Origin of the sequence: Sediminibacillus massiliensis (assembly GCF_900156915.1) — a bacterium.
Taxonomy (GTDB): domain Bacteria; phylum Bacillota; class Bacilli; order Bacillales; family Amphibacillaceae; genus Sediminibacillus_A; species Sediminibacillus_A massiliensis.
Window position 1 is genome coordinate 3,830,760 of sequence record NZ_LT732535.1, and the last position, 17,630, is coordinate 3,848,389.

17 protein-coding genes are annotated in these 17,630 nt (G+C 42.9%); 15 read left to right on the forward strand and 2 right to left on the reverse strand.

Features of this window, described 5'->3' with window-relative positions:
- Positions 1-81 precede the first annotated feature (81 nt).
- The 5 genes from CZ434_RS19625 (at position 82) to CZ434_RS19645 (ending at position 5,337) form a co-directional block, all read left to right on the forward strand.
- Entirely contained in the window at positions 82-1,221 is a 1,140-nt protein-coding gene (locus CZ434_RS19625; protein WP_077624672.1) for a Gfo/Idh/MocA family protein, read from the forward strand.
- Between the two features lie 53 nt (positions 1,222-1,274).
- Positions 1,275-2,363 (forward strand): Gfo/Idh/MocA family protein, encoded by a 1,089-nt coding sequence (locus tag CZ434_RS19630; RefSeq protein ID WP_077624673.1) that lies wholly within the window; start codon positions 1,275-1,277, stop codon positions 2,361-2,363.
- A gap of 36 nt (positions 2,364-2,399) precedes the next feature.
- Positions 2,400-2,936 (forward strand): D-lyxose/D-mannose family sugar isomerase, encoded by a 537-nt coding sequence (locus CZ434_RS19635; RefSeq protein ID WP_077624674.1) that lies wholly within the window; start codon positions 2,400-2,402, stop codon positions 2,934-2,936.
- Between the two features lie 32 nt (positions 2,937-2,968).
- Positions 2,969-4,393, forward strand: coding sequence for a glucuronate isomerase (uxaC, locus tag CZ434_RS19640; RefSeq protein ID WP_077624675.1), 1,425 nt, complete (start codon positions 2,969-2,971; stop codon positions 4,391-4,393).
- Positions 4,394-4,488: 95 nt separating this feature from the next.
- Positions 4,489-5,337, forward strand: a complete 849-nt coding sequence (locus CZ434_RS19645) for an SDR family oxidoreductase (protein ID WP_077624676.1) — start codon at positions 4,489-4,491, stop codon at positions 5,335-5,337.
- Positions 5,338-5,391: 54 nt separating this feature from the next.
- Here the strand turns inward: CZ434_RS19645 and CZ434_RS19650 are convergent, their stop codons facing one another.
- Both CZ434_RS19650 and CZ434_RS19655 read right to left on the reverse strand, forming a co-directional pair.
- A complete protein-coding gene (locus tag CZ434_RS19650; RefSeq protein WP_077624677.1) occupies positions 5,392-7,383 on the reverse strand; it encodes a YjhG/YagF family D-xylonate dehydratase in 1,992 nt (663 codons plus the stop codon).
- 116 nt (positions 7,384-7,499) lie between these two features.
- Positions 7,500-8,138, reverse strand: a complete 639-nt coding sequence (locus tag CZ434_RS19655; RefSeq protein WP_077624678.1) for a YesL family protein — start codon at positions 8,136-8,138, stop codon at positions 7,500-7,502.
- Between the two features lie 390 nt (positions 8,139-8,528).
- Between CZ434_RS19655 and CZ434_RS19660 the strand changes: the two genes are divergently transcribed.
- The 10 genes from CZ434_RS19660 (at position 8,529) to CZ434_RS19705 (ending at position 17,481) form a co-directional block, all read left to right on the forward strand.
- Positions 8,529-9,872 carry an ABC transporter substrate-binding protein gene (locus CZ434_RS19660; protein ID WP_179107324.1) on the forward strand — a complete coding sequence of 448 codons (1,344 nt, stop codon included), beginning with the start codon at positions 8,529-8,531 and terminating at the stop codon, positions 9,870-9,872.
- Between the two features lie 69 nt (positions 9,873-9,941).
- A complete protein-coding gene (locus CZ434_RS19665) occupies positions 9,942-10,829 on the forward strand; it encodes a carbohydrate ABC transporter permease (RefSeq protein WP_077624680.1) in 888 nt (295 codons plus the stop codon).
- 12 nt (positions 10,830-10,841) lie between these two features.
- On the forward strand, positions 10,842-11,783 hold the full coding sequence (locus tag CZ434_RS19670; RefSeq protein WP_077624681.1) for a carbohydrate ABC transporter permease: 942 nt from the start codon (positions 10,842-10,844) through the stop codon (positions 11,781-11,783).
- 33 nt (positions 11,784-11,816) lie between these two features.
- Positions 11,817-12,557, forward strand: coding sequence for an SDR family NAD(P)-dependent oxidoreductase (locus CZ434_RS19675; RefSeq protein WP_077624682.1), 741 nt, complete (start codon positions 11,817-11,819; stop codon positions 12,555-12,557).
- A gap of 24 nt (positions 12,558-12,581) precedes the next feature.
- Positions 12,582-13,022, forward strand: a complete 441-nt coding sequence (locus CZ434_RS19680) for a PPC domain-containing DNA-binding protein (RefSeq protein ID WP_179107325.1) — start codon at positions 12,582-12,584, stop codon at positions 13,020-13,022.
- Positions 13,023-13,082: 60 nt separating this feature from the next.
- Entirely contained in the window at positions 13,083-13,805 is a 723-nt protein-coding gene (locus CZ434_RS19685) for an RraA family protein (RefSeq protein WP_077624684.1), read from the forward strand.
- Between the two features lie 231 nt (positions 13,806-14,036).
- Positions 14,037-14,753 (forward strand): FadR/GntR family transcriptional regulator, encoded by a 717-nt coding sequence (locus CZ434_RS19690; protein WP_077624685.1) that lies wholly within the window; start codon positions 14,037-14,039, stop codon positions 14,751-14,753.
- 75 nt (positions 14,754-14,828) lie between these two features.
- A complete protein-coding gene (locus CZ434_RS19695; RefSeq protein WP_077624686.1) occupies positions 14,829-15,992 on the forward strand; it encodes an iron-containing alcohol dehydrogenase in 1,164 nt (387 codons plus the stop codon).
- Positions 15,993-16,010: 18 nt separating this feature from the next.
- Positions 16,011-16,319: a UxaA family hydrolase gene (locus CZ434_RS19700; protein WP_077624687.1), complete on the forward strand. Its 309-nt coding sequence runs from the start codon at positions 16,011-16,013 to the stop codon at positions 16,317-16,319.
- Positions 16,320-16,332: 13 nt separating this feature from the next.
- Positions 16,333-17,481 (forward strand): UxaA family hydrolase, encoded by a 1,149-nt coding sequence (locus CZ434_RS19705; RefSeq protein ID WP_077625275.1) that lies wholly within the window; start codon positions 16,333-16,335, stop codon positions 17,479-17,481.
- The last annotated feature ends 149 nt before the right edge of the window (positions 17,482-17,630 follow it).

Below are 17,630 nucleotides of genomic sequence, written 5' to 3' on the forward strand. Positions count from 1 at the left end.
CCTGACTAGAGTGAAAATCTAGTGCTGGCTTTATTGTGTTTGTTTTCTATACATTCTAAAAAAATAAAGGAGTGCCATTCAATGATTAACGTAGCAATCATAGGTACAGGGGCCATTGCTCCATCTCATATCGAGGCGTATAAACATTTCTCTGAAAAGTGCAAAGTCATAGCCGTTTGTGATTTATATCCTGAAAAAGCAAAGAAGGCATTGGAGCATTATAACCTGGGGGCGGAGTTTGTCAAAGACTACAAAGAGCTACTGGAAAGACCTGATATAGATCTAGTTTCTGTCTGTACCCCTCCATATACTCATTCTCAAATAGCAGTCGACTTCCTTGATGCAGGCAAACACGTCATTGTCGAGAAACCAATGGCATCTTCATTGGAAGAATGCGATGCAATGAATGAAGCTGCGGAAAGAAGCGGCAAAATCCTGTCCGTCATTGCGCAGAATCGCTTCAGGACTCCTATGATGAAGTTGAAAAACGTACTCGATACCAAACTGATGGGTCCTATCCTTCATACCCAAGTTGATTCTTTTTGGTGGCGCGGACACAGCTATTATGACTTGTGGTGGCGAGGTACTTGGGAAAAAGAAGGCGGCGGATGCACCTTGAACCATGCGGTCCATCATATCGATATCTTTCAATGGATGAATGGGATGCCGTCAGAAATTACGGCAGTGACAAGCAACACGGCCCATGACAATGCAGAAGTAGAAGATATATCGATTGCTATCGGCCGCTATGATGATGGTGCCCTTGCCCAAATAACCAGCTCTGTCGTCCATCACGGGGAAGAACAGCAATTGATTTTCCAAGGAAAAAATGCCCGTGTTTCATCTCCTTGGAAGTTGAAAGCTTCTAAATCGAGAGGAAACGGATTCCCGGAAGAGGACAAAGATTTGGAAGACAAAATACAGAAAGTGTACGACGAACAGCCTGACCTTGAATTCGAAGGACATCCCGGACAGATTTTAGATGTGCTGACAGCAATTGAGGAGAACAAGCAAGTCCTTGTGGACGGCCGCCAAGGGCGCCGCACACTTGAATTGATCACGGCTATTTACCAGTCGGCCACTCTCAAAAAGCCTGTAGCTTTGCCACTGAAAACAGACAGTCCGTTTTATACAAGGGACGGTATATTAAAAAACGCTCCGCATTTTTATGAAAAAACAAAGACGATTGAGAATTTCAGTGACAACACAATAACGACATGAGGACAAGTAAGGAGTTATCATGGCCAATTCGATAAAAAGGAGAGTTCTATAACATGAATAAAAATGATGGAATGAATTATGCACCGAAAGGAAAAGTGAACAGGGTAGTAGATAAAGGAGAATTCTTGTTTGCGGCAATCGGACTCGATCACGGACACATCTATGGAATGTGTAACGGACTAACAGAAGCAGGCGGGGAACTGGTGGCCGTGTATGACCCCGATCCAAACAAAGTAAAAGGATTTGTAGAAAAATTCCCGGATGTTTCGGTCGCATCATCGGAAGAAGAAATACTGGAGAACCCGGAGATTCACTTAGTTGCCAGCGCCAATATTCCTGCTGACAGAAGTCCGTTGGGATTGAAAGTACTTGACCATGGAAAGCACTATTTCACAGACAAACCGGCATTTACAAAGCAGGAACAAGTCTTGGAAGCCAGAAGGAAAACAGAAGAAACAGGGCTGAAATGGGGCATTTATTATAGCGAGAGACTACATGTAGAAAGTGCCGTATTTGCCAGCCAGCTGATTGAAGAAGGAGCGATTGGAAAAGTAGTTCAAGTTATCGGGACAGGGCCGCACAGGGCCAATGCCGCCAGCAGGCCGGATTGGTTCTTTGACCCGGAGAAATTCGGCGGTATTTTGTGTGATATCGGCAGCCACCAAATCGAGCAATTCCTACATTATACAGGGGCAAAAGATGCCGAAGTACTGCATAGTAAAACGGCCAATTATACGTTCAAAGATCACCCGCAGTTTCAAGATTTCGGTGACGCCACTCTTGTGGCCGATAATGGAGCCACTTTTTATTTCCGTGTCGACTGGCTGACTCCTGATGGTCTTGGTACATGGGGGGATGGACGAGTATTCATTTTAGGAACAGAAGGATATATCGAAGCGCGTAAATATATCGATATCGGCCGAGATGCTTCCTCCAACCATTTGTACCTCGTAAACCAGGAAGGGGAAAAACACTACGAATTGTCTGGTAAGGTGGGCTTCCCTTTCTTTGGCGAGTTTATCCTTGATTGTTTGAATGGAACCGAAAATGCCATGACCCAGGAACATGCATTCCGGGCTGCTGAACTGTGTATCGAAGCGCAGGAAAAGGCTGTTCACATCGAATCGCCAGTACCCAGATAATCGATTGGTAACCACAAACAGGAGGCGGGTTTAGAAATGACGGAGACAGAACAGCATCAACAAGCAAGTACCAGAGCATTAAGAATGTTGCGAAACGCCAGCATCGCACTCACGGAAGAGGAAGAAGCCAATATCGAGATTGCCGATTTCGGTTTGGGACGGTTGGATATGGAAGGGCTGCAATTGGTCGTTTATGTCAATAACGAGCAGTACTGTGCCAAAGAACTTGTCTTATTTCCCAATCAAACCTGTCCGGAACACCGGCATCCTCCTATAGATGGGCGCAAGGGAAAGACGGAAACTTTCCGCTGTCGGACAGGAAAAGTATGGTTATATGTAGAAGGCGGAGCCCATGCAAGGGAAATCAATGCCACCATTCCTGAAGAAAGCAATGATTACTATACCGTATTCAATGAAATCGAGTTGAATCCTGGTGATCAATTCACTATCCCCCCTGACACCTTGCATTGGTTTCAGGCGGGGGAAGATGGTGCGATTGTGTCGGAATTTTCAACCACAAGCAGGGATGAGTACGATATTTTCACCAATCCGGAAATCAAGCGGACACCCTAAGACATCTCAAACAAAGGAAGTGGGGGGACAGGATGAAACCTTTTTTAGAAGAGGACTTTTTATTGGAAACAGAGACAGCGAAAAGGCTTTACCATGACTATGCCAAAGATATGCCTATTTTTGATTATCATTGCCATTTGACTGCCAAGGAAGTAGCCGAGGATGCAAGGTTTTCGACGATCACCCAGTTATGGCTGGGCGACGATCATTACAAGTGGAGAGCGTTAAGGGCAAATGGTGTGGATGAGGCTTATATAACCGGTGACAAAAGCGACAAAGAAAAGTTCATGAAATGGGCGGAAACGATACCGGAGTTAATTGGCAATCCGCTATATCATTGGACACACCTTGAATTACAACGGGTGTTCGGCATCGATCAAATACTTACTCCCGAAACGGCCGAAGAAATTTGGGAGAAATGCAACCAGACGATCCAGACAGGGAACTTCAGTGCAAGGGAAATAATAAAGCAATTTGACGTAAGAGCTATATGCACGACGGACGATCCGGTAGATTCTTTACAATATCATAAGCAAATCAAAGAGGATGACAGTTTTGATGTACAAGTGCTGCCTACTTTCCGTCCCGATGGTGCCTTGAACATTCAACTTGATTCATTTACAGAATGGGTGGATAAACTTGAACATACTTCCTCAATCCCTATTCAAAACTATCAGGATTTCTTGAAGGCCCTCGAATCGAGAGTGGACTATTTTCATGAAGTGGGCTGCCGCTTGTCTGACCACGGGTTGGATTCACCGTTTTTTGAAAGAGTGCCGCAGGAAAGGTGTGGGTACATTTTCAAAAAAGCGTTGAACAGAGAAAGATTGGATGCAAGGGAAATAGAACAGTTCCGCACATCTGTCCTGGTTTTTCTCGGAAAACTCTATGCCGCCAAAGGTTGGGCGATGCAGTTCCATATCGGCGGTCTTCGCAATACCAATAAAAAGATGATCGAGAAAGTCGGACCGAATACAGGCTATGATTCTATTGCCGACTTTACTTATGCTGAAGATCTGTCAGGGTTGCTGAATGAATTGGAGAAAGAGGACAGCCTCCCTAAAACAATTTTCTATAACTTGAATCCAAGGGATAACTATATGATTGCCACGATGGCCGGCAATTTCCAGGGCAGTACACCGGGTAAAATTCAGTTCGGAACCGCCTGGTGGTTCAATGACCAAAGAGATGGTATGGAAGATCAACTAAAGACACTTGCCAACGTAGGCGTGCTTTCCCGTTTTGTCGGCATGCTGACCGATTCCAGAAGCTTACTCTCCTATACAAGACACGAATATTTCCGGAGGATATTATGCAATCTTATTGGCCGCTGGGTGGAGAATGGGGAATATCCGGCCGATTTCAATCAGCTTGGACAAATGGTGAAAAATATTTCCTTCCATAATATTGATCGATATTTAGCTGTAGAGACCATGGAAGAAAGCGGAAAATCATAAATCCACATTGAAGAGTCGTCCATCCTAAGGAAGGGCGGCGCCATCTGTAATAACCACTTCTATAGACAACAGACAAAAGAGAGGAGTCGTTTATTATGTTACATATCAATCAAAATCTAGCCGGAAAAGTCGCGGTAATTACTGGAGGAAGCGGAGTTCTTTGTGGGGCGATGGCAAGAGAACTCGGCAGACAGGGTGTCAAAGTAGCCATTTTGAACCGCCAAGTCGAAAATGGTAGAAAGGTAGAACAGGATATTAAAGAAGCAGGGGGAGAAGCACTGGCTATTTCATGCGATGTGCTGGATGCCAAAAGTGTGGAAAGAGCTGAAGCTTTCATTTCAGAGAAACTCGGTGTATGCGACATTTTGATTAACGGAGCTGGCGGCAACCATCCCGAAGGAACTACCACCAATGAAACTTTTCAGCCGGAAGACTTGGAAAACAATGATTTGCTGACATTTTTCGACCTCACATCAGAAGGTTTTCAATATGTATTCAACCTGAATTTAATCGGAACCATCATACCGACCCAAGTATTTGCCAAAAGAATGGTCAATCGTAAAGGCGCTACTGTGATAAACATGTCATCTATGAGCGCGCCGTCACCGATGACAAAGGTTCCTGCCTACAGTGCAGCCAAAGCAGGCATCAACAACTTTACTCAGTGGCTGGCTGTCCATATGGCTGATGTAGGTATCAGGGTAAACTCCATAGCACCAGGGTTCTTTTTGACAGAACAAAACAGGAGTCTGCTTACCAATGATGATGGCTCTCTAACGGAAAGGTCCCATAAAATCATGTCACAAACACCTATGAAACGTTTCGGGGATCCGGAAGATTTGCTTGGCACATTGATCTGGCTTGCGGACGATACGATGTCAGGCTTTGTCACGGGCATTACGGTACCGGTAGATGGAGGTTTTCTTGCTTATTCAGGAGTATAAAAAACTGCTCCCTTATCTCAATTAGATAAGGGAGCAGTTTTTTGATGATTGAAATTAACTTTTAACAGAATCTTTGTCAGCAAGAGCCTTCTCGCCAGCATTCAAAACTTCGATGATCCGGTCAACATCATATACGCTGCCACGCCATGTACCACCGCTTACCTTTTGCAAAGCAGCCCAAAGCCGTGTGTCGTCAGGGAGTCCTTCTGATGGCCTGATATCTTCATTTTGCTGGCGTTTGTTCAATACTTCTGCAGCTTCTTGTGAAGAAAGCGGGGAATCAGCAGTTCCCATAAAGTGTATATGTCCGGTTAAATTTCTTGTATCGATTTCGACTTCGATCACATCGCCATCTTTCAGTTTACCGATTGGTCCGCCAGCCAAACCTTCCGGACCGATGTGGCCGATACAAGCACCGGTGGACACGCCGGAGAAACGGGCGTCGGTTAAAAGGGTGACATACTTTCCATAAGACAAGTGTTTGAGAGCCGAGGTAAGTTGATATGTTTCTTCCATACCAGTACCAAGTGGACCACATCCGGTGACAACCATGATGTCTCCTTTTTCTATTTCGCCGTTTTTGATGGCGGCGATAGCTTTTCGTTCGCTGGTGAATACCTTTGCTGGATTTTTATGATAATAGATCCCGTTTTCGTCAATTACTTCAGGATCGATGGAGGTCGATTTGATGACGGCCCCCTCGGGTGCTATGTTGCCCACAGGGAAGGTGATAGTAGAGCTCAACCCCCGTTCCTTCGCCTGTTTAGGGGACATGATGACATCTTCTGGTTGAATATCGTCTGCTTCTATCAAACGTTCTTTCATTCTCTGTCTTCGTTCCGATTGTTCCCACCAGTCAAGGTTTTCTCCGAGCGTTTTACCTGTGACTGTCATGGCATCAAGCTCAAGTAAGCCTAAATCTCTTAAATGAAGCATTACTTCCGGTACGCCGCCGGCAAGGTAAGCTCTAATCGTAGGATGATAATCCGGTCCATTTGGAAGAACACTTACCAGCCGTGGTGTTTCCCGATTTACCTTAATCCAGTCTTCAACTGTCGGAATCGTGCAGCCTGCTGCATGGGCAATAGCCGGTATATGTAATAATAGATTGGTTGAGCCGCCAAAAGCCGCATGTACTACCATGGCGTTTCGTATAGATGCATCGGAGATAATATCTTTTGTTTTTAATTGTTGTTTCTCCATCTCGATAACTGCTCTTGCAGATTGTCTGGCCATTTCTTTCCATATTTCCTGGCCGGAAGGGGCTAACGCCGCGTGTGGAACCGACAATCCCATCGCCTCGCTGACCACTTGGGCAGTCGCAGCAGTACCGAGGAATTGACAACCGCCTCCTGAAGTTGCACAGGCACGGCAGCCAAGTTCTGATGCTTCTTTAAGCGTCAATTCGTTATTGGAATAGCGTGCGCCAATTGTTTGTACTTTGCCGGCATCCTCTCCAAAGAATGGAGGGAGTGTGACACCACCCGGAACAATGATTGTAGGCAGCTCGTGCATAGAGGCGAGCGCAATAATCATCGCCGGCAGTCCCTTATCGCAAGTAGCAATACCTATAACAGCTTTCCTTGTCGGAAGTGACCGGATGAGTCTCCTGTAAACCATCGCCGCATCGTTTCGGTATGGGAATGAATCGAACATTCCGTCAGTTCCTTGGGAACGTCCATCACATGGGTCACTTACAAAACCGGCAAACGGAATGCCATTCGCTTTGGTGATTTCCTTTGCTGCTTCTTTCATCAACAGGTCTACTTCCCAATGTCCTGTATGATAGCCCAAGGCAATCGGGTCTCCGTTGCTTTCTTTCAAACCTCCTTGGGTACTTAATAACAGTATTTCTTTTCCGTTCAGCTTATTTGGCTGCCATCCCATTCCGACATTTTGTGACAAACCGAATAAATCGCCGCTGGGAGACTGGCGGAGCATTTGATCTGTAAGTGGCAGTCTGCCTTGAGGTCCTGGGGCCTTTGTCCGGATATCGTACATTTCTGGGGCCGGTGAATGTAATAAATCATCTAGCGAATAACTCACGGAAATCCTCCTTGTATAAAGCGCTTTCATAGTTTAGTGCTATTATAGATTTTTAAGAAAATTTTGTCAATAATGTAAAAGTTGGTTTTATAATGTAAAACATTTCAAGGTAAGATTTAAATCGCAGTCAATTTTTGTTTTCTCTTAGCATCCAGCTTGGTAAAACACTTTTCAGCAAAAAACATGAGAGTCCATGCAACAATACTAAGACCAAAAAAGGGGATTAAAGCAGGTATTGCGCTGTAGACGATATAAGTAACAGCCGACACGAGTACCATCAGAAGCAAAGTGAAAGGGTGAAGAATTGTAATGTACATAGCATTCTTCAAGTGGTGCAATAAAGTAGCTTCGTAGTGGACGTACACAGGAAAAATAAAAAATAACAAAAGCAGGAAAACGATGGCGAGTGGGATGAGCGGTAATAAAATCCACTTAGCAAAACCATCCGCAACTTGTGTGAGGAATAGATAGTCAAGGTAAATGATGCCCCCGATGGTAACCAACATCAATCCTAACAGATTACTTTTAATAAATTCATGCCTGAATACTTGATAAAAACAGCGGAAGACAGGTAGTTCATCCTCTCCGTTGATCCACTTTCGGCAGAGCGCAAACAATGCGATAGTTGCAGGGAATACACCAAACACAAGCAAGCCCATCATGGAAAATAGTATCCAAAGGAAATTCAAGTAAGCAATCCTTGTAATCCAACGGGTAATCATATAAACGCTGCCAGAGAAACTACTTAAATTCATATTTATCCCTCCCCAAAATTTATATTGGTAATTCTATACTAAGAATTTAAAGAAGAAAAGGCCGATTTATATATTAATAGAATTTTCAAAAAAAACATTGACAAACACATAACCGTGATATTAATATACATTTAAAGGTCAACCAATTAATCAATTTCATGATGATTGGGTTTCTAAGTGCCATATTTCATAGAAGATTGTTAACAAATTCTTTCGGAGAGGCATAACACGCCCTTAAAGGTTGACCAATTGATGAATCATACGGCTCCGCTTCAATTTTCAGGTCTTTTTTGTAAGCGCTTTATAAAAATGGGAGGTGGCATTGCTAAAACAGTTATCTAATTTCGACTGCTAATTAAGTTAATTTTAAGAAAAAGGGGATGTGGCAAATTGCAAAAGAATACCAGAAACTTTTATCTGCTTTTTTCAGTTTTTTGTTTTGCACTCTTTTTGGCTGCTTGTAGTGGTGACCAGGAATCTGCCAACGGAGAAGAAGGAACAGACAATGATGGTGAAGCCTCTGATGGAAAAGTTGAAATTCGATTTGCATGGTGGGGGAACACAGAGCGGGACAAAAAATATAATGAAATTTTAGATTTATATGAAGAGCAGAATCCAAATGTTTCTATTATCAGGGAACCTTCTACCTGGAATGATTACTGGACGAAGTTATCTACTCAGGCTGCAGGTGGAAATGCCCCAGACCTTTTTGGATTACATCTTCTCCTTTATGGAAATGAGTATTTTACCAAAGATACAATCGAGCCACTTGATTCCTATGTGGATAGCGGGATTATCTCTTTGGAGGGATGGGATCAATCAGTACTTGAAGCAGGTACTTATAATGACCAGCTCTTAGCTCTAGCTAAAGGTGTCACGATTCAGGCAATGCTTACCAATGTTACAAAACTAGAAGAGGTAGGGATGGAGCCGCCACCATTCGAGATAAGTTATCAGGATTTTAAGGATTACGCTGGACAATTGGTTGAGAAGTTACCCGAAGGTGAGTACGTGACCACTGATCCGACGATGATTGGGGAACACGGAATCGAAATGTGGGTTAGACAAAAAGGCGGAGCATTCTTGTCGGAGGATGGTTCAGAGCTTGGTTTTAGTAAGGAAGATTTGAAATCTTACTGGGAATATTGGAATGAAATGCGAGACATGGGTGCCATTCCTCCTGCTAAGGTTAGTGCTGAACAGGCAGGCGTTCCAGAAGAAAGTACTCTGTTTGCACAAGGTAAATCGGTGTTTATGGACAGACCTACTAATCAAACCAAATTGTTCGATGGTCTATTGCAAGGAGATGAAATCAAGATCACTCGTTATCCAATCATGGAAGATGGAGAATTCAAAGGTGGAGAACAATTGCAAGTACCCGCAATTGTGATGAGCAAGAATTCTAAAGTAAAAGATGAGGCAGCTAAATTGTTGAATTTCTTTGTGAACGATTTGGAGGCTACAGAGATTTATAGTGCGGAAAATGGTATTCCGGGAACTCAACCTGTCCGGGATAACCTACAATCATCGCTACATGAAAAAGATGTGCTTGCAGTAGAACATATGGAAAAAGTTGTAGAAGACATTCCGCCAACCACTATTCGGCCGGAAGGAGCGGTTCAAGTGTTTACCGCTTATAGCAGAAATGCAGAGGCAGTGGCATTTGGACAATTAACTGTCGATGAAGCTGTCGATGCCTTCTTCAAGGAAGCAGAACAAATTTTAGCACAGTAACCAGTATGGAGGAGGAATAAGCATTTCTCCTCCCTTTCAAAAACTCTCATCTATAAGGTGGTGAACTCCATGCTCATGCAGCTTTGGAAGAAAAACAGAATAGCTCTCTTGTTTTTGTTCCCCTGGATCATTGGAATAATCACACTTGGAATTATCCCAATGATTGCTTCTCTTTATCTATCCTTCACGGAATATAACATGTTCCAAGCGCCCAGTTGGGTAGGCTTAGCTAACTTCCAAGAGATGCTGACGAATGATGCGAGATTTATTCAATCACTGAAAGTTACATTTATTTATGTGTTTATCGGGGTTCCTTTGCAGCTGCTTATAGCCTTTTCACTGGCATCGCTTCTTAACAGGGGGGTCAAGGGGTTATCGACATTCAGGGCGATCTATTATGTTCCGTCGCTCTTAGGACCAAGTGTGGCAATTGCAGTGTTGTGGCGCCAATTGTTCGGGATGGATGGAGCTTTCAATAGATTTATCGGTCTGTTTGGAATTGAGCCCAATAGTTGGATTGCCGATCCTTCTACTTCCTTATACACCTTGATTGTATTGCTTGTTTGGCAGTTTGGTTCCCCGATGGTAATCTTTTTGGCCGGTTTAAAACAAATTCCTGCAGAACTTTATGAGGCAGCTTCTATAGATGGAGCAGGTCCTTTCTATAAGTTAATAAAAATCACACTCCCGTTGCTGACGCCTATAATCTTCTTCAATATGGTCATGCAGTTTATCGGAGCTTTCCAAGCCTTCACTCCTGCATACATTATTGGAGGCGGGACAGGGGGGACTTTGGATTCTACTTTGTTCTATACGCTTTACCTTTATATTAAAGCGTTTACAGAATTTCAGATGGGATATGCCTCTGCCATGGCATGGCTGTTATTAATTATCATTGCAACGTTTACGGGATTGTTATTCATGTCAGCTAAAAAATGGGTTTATTATGCAGATTAGGAGGTGAGTAAAATGGCCAATCCGGCTCCTGAAAGAGTTGACACCGAAACAGTAGAAAACAGCCGGTTAAAAACCAAACCGAAACTTAGGCAAGTTAAGTCGTCTGCCGGCAAGAGAAAAAGAAATGTGCCAACTGGAGGAATCGTCAAATTTATATTGTTGGCGGCAGGTGCTTTCGTCATGCTCTATCCGTTACTTTGGATGCTGAGCAGTTCGTTCAAACCTAATGACATTATTTTTAGAGAAATAGGTTTAATACCAGTTGAAACGACACTATCCAACTATATACAAGGGTGGAACGGGATTTCAGGCTTTACTTTCTCTACCTTTTACATGAACTCGTTTATCGTAGTTGGATTAAGCATTCTAGGAAATATCATTGCTTGTTCTATGGCGGCCTACGCTTTTGCAAGGCTTGACTTTACATGGAAGAAAACGATGTTTGCGATAATGTTGGGATCTATTATGCTGCCATATCATGTGGTGCTTATTCCTCAATACATTATCTTTAATAACTTAAATTGGGTAGACACTTTTCTCCCTTTGATAGTGCCGAAGTTTTTGGCGACAGATGCTTTCTTTATTTTCCTGATGGTTCAGTTCATTAGGGGGATTCCTTCCGAGCTGGATAATGCTGCACGGGTAGATGGTTGTGGCAGCGTCCAAATTTTTTCGAGGATCATTTTTCCATTGATGGTTCCTGCACTTGTTACTACAGCTATTTTCACATTTATTTGGACCTGGAATGACTTCTTTAGCCAGTTTATTTATTTGAGCAGCCCAAAGCTTTGGACAGTAACACTGGCCTTAAGAGGCTTTCTGGATACAATGGGTGAGTCATTGTGGGGAGCAATGTTTGCAATGTCCATTTTATCTCTGATTCCCATTTTTATATTTTTCATAGCGTTTCAGAGATTGCTAATAGATGGAATTTCTACAACCGGCATTAAGTAGGGGCGCGATATCGAAGTTAAAGGGGGTGACTAAATGCGAATACTCGGTAAAACAGTCCTTATTACAGGCGCAGGGACAGGTATTGGCAGAGCTATCGCTATTAAACTGGCAAAAGAAGGAGCAAATATCGTTGTTAATTATTCGCGTTCCAGAGATGAGGCGGAAGTAACTCTTTCAAAAGTTGTGGAGGCTGGTGCCAAAGGTATGATACACCAAGCCGATGTTTCTGATAAGGAACAAGTCGAAGAAATGTGCAAGGCAGTCTCGACATTTTTCGGCGGAATCGATGTCCTGATCAATAATGCCGGTACAACAGATTTTGTTTCACTCAACGATTTAGATGGTCTAATGGACGAACATTGGGATAGGGCGTTCAATGTGAATGTCAAAGGAATGTTTTATGCGAGCCGGACCTGTGCAAATGAATTGAAAAAAAATAATGGCTGTATTGTCAATATTACTTCCATTGCAGGAATTAATGGCAATGGCAGTTCCGTCGCTTATGCCGCTTCAAAAGCGGCTGGAATAAGTGTTACTAAATCTCTTGCCAGAGTTTTAGCTCCGAATGTAAGAGTTAATTCTGTGGCTCCGGGGGTGGTAGAGACGCGTTGGGTGGAAGGGCAGACAGCGCATGTTGACCAATATCGGGAAGGCACACTTCTTGAAAGGGTTGCTTCACCTGAAGATGTGGCCGATATGGTTTGGGCTATCATCGAAGGAGGAGACTTTGTTACTGGTCAAACAGTTGTTGTCGATGGTGGTTGGACTCTTTAAAAATCTTTACTAGGAGGAATTAAAGTGGCAGAAAACGTTTTTTTCGGTGAAGGATTGGGCAGAGCCATTGTTATCAATCTATCTAAGGGTGACAAATTACTTGAAAGTATCAGGGAAAAACTCGCAGAAGAAAATATTAAAAATGCCGTACTGTTTGGTGCAGTAGGCTCGCTGCAAAAACTGGTCTACCATCTTCCGACCAGTATGGGACCTACCTCTGAAGATAAATTTCTTACTATTCAAGGTAACGGTCCGATTGAACTGGGGTCTCTGTCAGGTAATGTGATTGATGGGGAACCGCATATGCATATAGTTGCCCAGGATAAAGAAGGGGATTATGTCGGACATTTGGAAGAAGGGTCTGAAGTGCTCTTCCTGGCTGAGGTCATCATGGCAGAGATCAAAGACCTTAATATCCACAGAGTTAAAAATGAACATGGAGTTGTTTATTTAACCGAGAAATAAAATGCTTAATACTTAATGTGTTTAAAAACCATTCAAATAAATTAATTGGAGGAATGTAAAATGGCAATGTCAAGACAGGAAGTTCTAGAGAATATTCGTAAATGCAGGGTGGCGGATCTTTCAGATGGTATGGATGCCCTTGGTCTAGTTAATAAAGGGTCTATGTCTACAGAAATGCGTCCGATAAGGCCTGGTATATCGTTTGCGGGTTATGCATGGACGGTGCGTTTGGTGCCGGCTGAAGAATCCTTTGAACCGTGCAGCACAGTAGAGGAGTATTTTGACCAGAATGGGAAGTTCTGTTCAGATGCCTATTCCTTTATGAAAGAACTCAAAAGTTCAGATGTTAAAGACCATGTTTTGGTGATAGACATGGGAGGATATCCTGGTGGTGTGTTAGGGTCGGAGAATATGATGAATTTCAAGATTCGTGGGATGGTAGGAGCCGTAGTGGATGGGGGCTGCCGAGATTCATACGAATGTAATTTACAACAAGTTAATGCTTTTAGTACAAAACGGACTTTCCATCATGTTTCCGGAAGAATGAAGGGTGATGGGGTGCAAGTTCCCGTGAATTGCGCAGGTGTTACTGTAACACCTGGTGATTATGTAGTGGCTGATGACGACGGAGTATTGGTTATCCCGCAAGATAAGGCAGAAGAAGTGTTGAAATTTGCTTTTGCCATTTTGGAAAGGGATCAAAACACTCGAACAAGTCATTATGAGGCATTAGGGATGGAGCCGGATAATACACTCAACAGGCTTGGGGCTGCAAAAGCATAGTTTTTTGGCAACTTCAAAAGGACTGCTTCCTATTAAATAATAGCAGAAGTGGTCCTTTCTTCCTTTTCCAGCATCTAAAGCAATATTCCAACATATCGTTCAATTATAGGGGTATATAGATATAAAACCAAATAATGCCATAAATTGACCTCCCCTTTATTTCCGATTAAAATCATCAATAGGTAGACCTTTTTTAAAATGGAATAAACGCTTTCGAAGGAAGGATAAATAATGCTGAAAAATAAATTTGAATTTGAACCAATTCAAAAAAACCCTATAGTTGTTGAGTTAACCAGAAGGTTGTTGGATTTCATTTTTTCGGGAAGTATTCAACCCGGGGAAAAACTCCCTACTGAAAGACAATTGCAGGAGGCGTTGAACGTAGGACGATCAGCGATTCGTGAGGCCATTAAAGTTCTAACGGTATTGGGAATACTCGAAGTAAGACAAGGGGATGGAACTTATCTGAAAAAAGCCGACTCTGGTCTTCTATTGGAATCAATCGAATGGGGTCTGTTGTTAGGTGAGAAGCAGGCTGCTGATATTGTTGAAGCAAGAAAAGAGATTGAATTATCAATTGTCAGATTAGCGGCAGAGCGTGCTGAAGCCAAGGAAATAGAGGAATTGGGAGTGATCCTGGAAGAACTGAGAGTCTCTACAATCGAGGATTTCATCGAGAAAGATATAGCTTTTCATACCAAGCTCGCCAAGATGTCGAGGAATACCGTCTTTATCGGTGTATTGTCCAGTATTCATTCTCTTTTGCGAACGTGGATTAAGTTGGTGGTCGAGTCAGCTGGTGAAACTGATTTTTCTTATCAAGATCACCTTAAAGTATATCAGGCCGTAGCAAAGAAAGATCCGCGCGAGGCTGTAATTGCTATGGATGAACATCTCGAAGATGCAACACAAAGGCTAATGGATGTTATTGAGAAGCAGGAAGGGTAAATGTTTTCAAACCCTTCTTTTATTTTATAAATAAAGGTTGACCAATTTATGATTTGGATGTTGGGGGTGTGAAGTTTGGACTATAAGTTTAATATTCCGACTAGGATAGAATCTGGAATAAGTATATCTAAAGACACCGGAAAAATATTGAAAAGTTTACATGCGAAGCAAGTATTCCTTGTTACTGATAAAGGTATAAGAAATGCTGGCATTTTGGATGGTATAGAAGATGCATTGAATGCTTCGGAGATAGTTTATGAGATTTTCGATGATGTTATAGCTAATCCTACATCGGAAAGCATGATGGTTGCTGCTGCCAAATTAAAAGGCCAAGGCGCGGATCATGTGCTGGCTGTTGGTGGAGGAAGCAGTATAGACACAGCAAAAGGCGTGGCAGTCATGGCTACCAACGAAGGTAATATCCTTGATTATGAAGGCGTTAACAAGATACCTAATCAATCACTGCCTCTTACGGTTATCCCGACAACGGCTGGCACAGGCAGTGAAGTTACTGCATCGACTATTGTAACTAATAAAGAAACCCATTTTAAAGCAGCAGTCATCAGCCCTTATCTATTCCCTAGGCTGGCACTGTTGGATCCAGAGTTAACAGTAGGACTGCCCCAAAGTATAACGGCGGCAACCGGGATGGACGCCCTCACTCACGCTATCGAATCTTATACATCTAAAACTACGAATCCAGTAAGTGAGGCTCTTGCCATTAAAGCAATTTCTATGATATCTGCCAATATTTCCAAAGCATATTTTGTTGGAAGCGATTTGGACAGCCGGGAAAGTATGCTGACTGCCTCAATGCTAGCAGGAGCGGCTTTTTCTCAGTCAAGACTGGGAAATGTACATGCAATTTCTCATACATTGGGAGGGGTATATGACATTCCCCATGGTATTGCTAATGCCACTCTTCTTCCTTTCGTAATGAATTACAACTTACCTGCTTGTCCAGAGAAATTTGCCGACATCGCGAATGCACTTGGAGATAATATACAAGGTCTTTCGAGGATGGAGGCGGCTCGCAAAGCGGTAACAGCAGTTATTCAATTTAATAACGAACTAGATATTCCGGATAATATAAAAGAGTTGGGCGTTGAGTTAGATGCTCTCCCAAAACTGGTAGAGGATTCTATGAGAAGTGGAAACGTCCTTATAAACCCAAGGTTAACGACTCCAAAAGATATTGAAACGATAATCAAAAATGCTTACTATGGCAGGCTAGAGTAATCAATATGGGGTGAAGGAATGGATCGGAAAAAATATAAGTTCGTCTTCCTTAATGATTCTGATAGTGTTGCAGTTTGTTTAGAAGATATACCCGCGGGAGCCGTTGTCCCTGTAATTACAAATAATGGCCCCTTAGAAGTGGAACTAAAAGACTCTATTAAATTCGGTCATAAATTTGCAGTCAGGAAAATCGACAAAGGTCACGAAATTTTCAAATATGGGGAAATTATTGGTACAGCAACAGAAGATATTGAAGTTGGCCAGCATGTCCATATCCACAATTTAGAAGGAATTAGAGGACGGGGGGATAAACTTGCCAAACAATAACAGAACTACATTTATGGGATATCGTCGTCCGGATGGAAGTGTGGGAACCCGCAATCATGTACTTATTCTGCCCACAATTACGTGTGCTGCTCAAGCAGCCAAACAAATTACTGAACTAGTCCATGGAACAGTGTCGTTTATTCATCAGCACGGGTGTACACAAGTAGGGGATGATTATGAACAGACGTTTAGGACCTATTACGGTTTAGGTGCCAATCCTAATGTGTATGGAGTAGTCGTCCTTGGGCTTGGATGCGAAACCCACCAGGCGCGAAGTGTGGCAGGTGAACTGGCTCAAACAGGTAAGCCGGTTGAGTTGGTTTCCATTCAGGATGAAGGTGGTACCCTTGATGCAATCAGTAAAGGGGCAAAAGTAGCAGCTAAGCTTGTCCAAGAGGCATCTGCTCAATTGAGAGAACCATGTGACTTAAGTGAACTGATTGTTGGGACTGAATGCGGGGGATCTGATGCTTGTTCTGGTTTATCAGCCAATCCGGCAGTAGGAAAAGTCAGTGATTTAATTGTAGATAATGGGGGAACCTCGATACTTGCCGAAACAACTGAACTAATAGGAGCGGAACATTTACTTGCCAAAAGGGCAGTAAGTCCTCAGGTTTCCAAAAACGTTTATGAAATCATTAAAAACATGGAAGATAGAGCGTTGAATCTGGGAATAGATATCCGCACTGGTAACCCCAGCCCGGGAAATATAAAGGGAGGTATTAGTTCCCTTGAAGAAAAATCACTCGGCGCGGCAAATAAAGCGGGTACTAGCACGCTTCAAGAAGTGCTGGCATATGCAGAGAAACCAACGCGTAAAGGGCTTGTATGGATGGATACTCCAGGTCATGATATTGAACAGTTGACAGGTATGACGGCAGGTGGAGCCCAGATTGTTTTGTTTACCACCGGTAGAGGTACACCTACAGGGTCGCCTATAGCTCCAGTAATTAAGATCAGTACAAATTCACTCCTTTACAACAAAATGAATGAAAATATAGATTTTAATGCAGGCACCATCATCGAAGGTATCGAATCACTCGATGATGTAGGAGAAAGGTTATTTGATGAGATAATCGCTACTTGTTCAGGTAAGCTGACAAAAGCCGAAATCCTAAAACAACATGATTTCGGTATCTGGAGGATTGGTCCAAGTTTTTAATAAAAGTGGATAGAAGAATTTTTTCCGTAGGTAATGACAAAAATACTGCCCCAGCCCAAACAGGTAGGCTGGGGCAGTATTTTTGCGGTCTTGTATGTTTGAATTTACTTTTTCGGACAAGTGTTTACATTTTTCTAATTTTGCGAAAA

Coding starts and splice junctions, on each gene's coding strand:
- CZ434_RS19625 (WP_077624672.1), top strand. CDS start 82: ATGATTAACGTAGCAATCATAGGTACAGGGGCCATTGCTCCATCTCAT.
- CZ434_RS19630 (WP_077624673.1), top strand. CDS start 1,275: ATGAATAAAAATGATGGAATGAATTATGCACCGAAAGGAAAAGTGAAC.
- CZ434_RS19635 (WP_077624674.1), top strand. CDS start 2,400: ATGACGGAGACAGAACAGCATCAACAAGCAAGTACCAGAGCATTAAGA.
- uxaC (WP_077624675.1), top strand. CDS start 2,969: ATGAAACCTTTTTTAGAAGAGGACTTTTTATTGGAAACAGAGACAGCG.
- CZ434_RS19645 (WP_077624676.1), top strand. CDS start 4,489: ATGTTACATATCAATCAAAATCTAGCCGGAAAAGTCGCGGTAATTACT.
- CZ434_RS19655 (WP_077624678.1), bottom strand. CDS start 8,138: ATGAATTTAAGTAGTTTCTCTGGCAGCGTTTATATGATTACCCGTTGG.
- CZ434_RS19665 (WP_077624680.1), top strand. CDS start 9,942: ATGCTCATGCAGCTTTGGAAGAAAAACAGAATAGCTCTCTTGTTTTTG.
- CZ434_RS19670 (WP_077624681.1), top strand. CDS start 10,842: ATGGCCAATCCGGCTCCTGAAAGAGTTGACACCGAAACAGTAGAAAAC.
- CZ434_RS19675 (WP_077624682.1), top strand. CDS start 11,817: ATGCGAATACTCGGTAAAACAGTCCTTATTACAGGCGCAGGGACAGGT.
- CZ434_RS19685 (WP_077624684.1), top strand. CDS start 13,083: ATGGCAATGTCAAGACAGGAAGTTCTAGAGAATATTCGTAAATGCAGG.
- CZ434_RS19690 (WP_077624685.1), top strand. CDS start 14,037: ATGCTGAAAAATAAATTTGAATTTGAACCAATTCAAAAAAACCCTATA.
- CZ434_RS19700 (WP_077624687.1), top strand. CDS start 16,011: ATGGATCGGAAAAAATATAAGTTCGTCTTCCTTAATGATTCTGATAGT.
- CZ434_RS19705 (WP_077625275.1), top strand. CDS start 16,333: ATGGGATATCGTCGTCCGGATGGAAGTGTGGGAACCCGCAATCATGTA.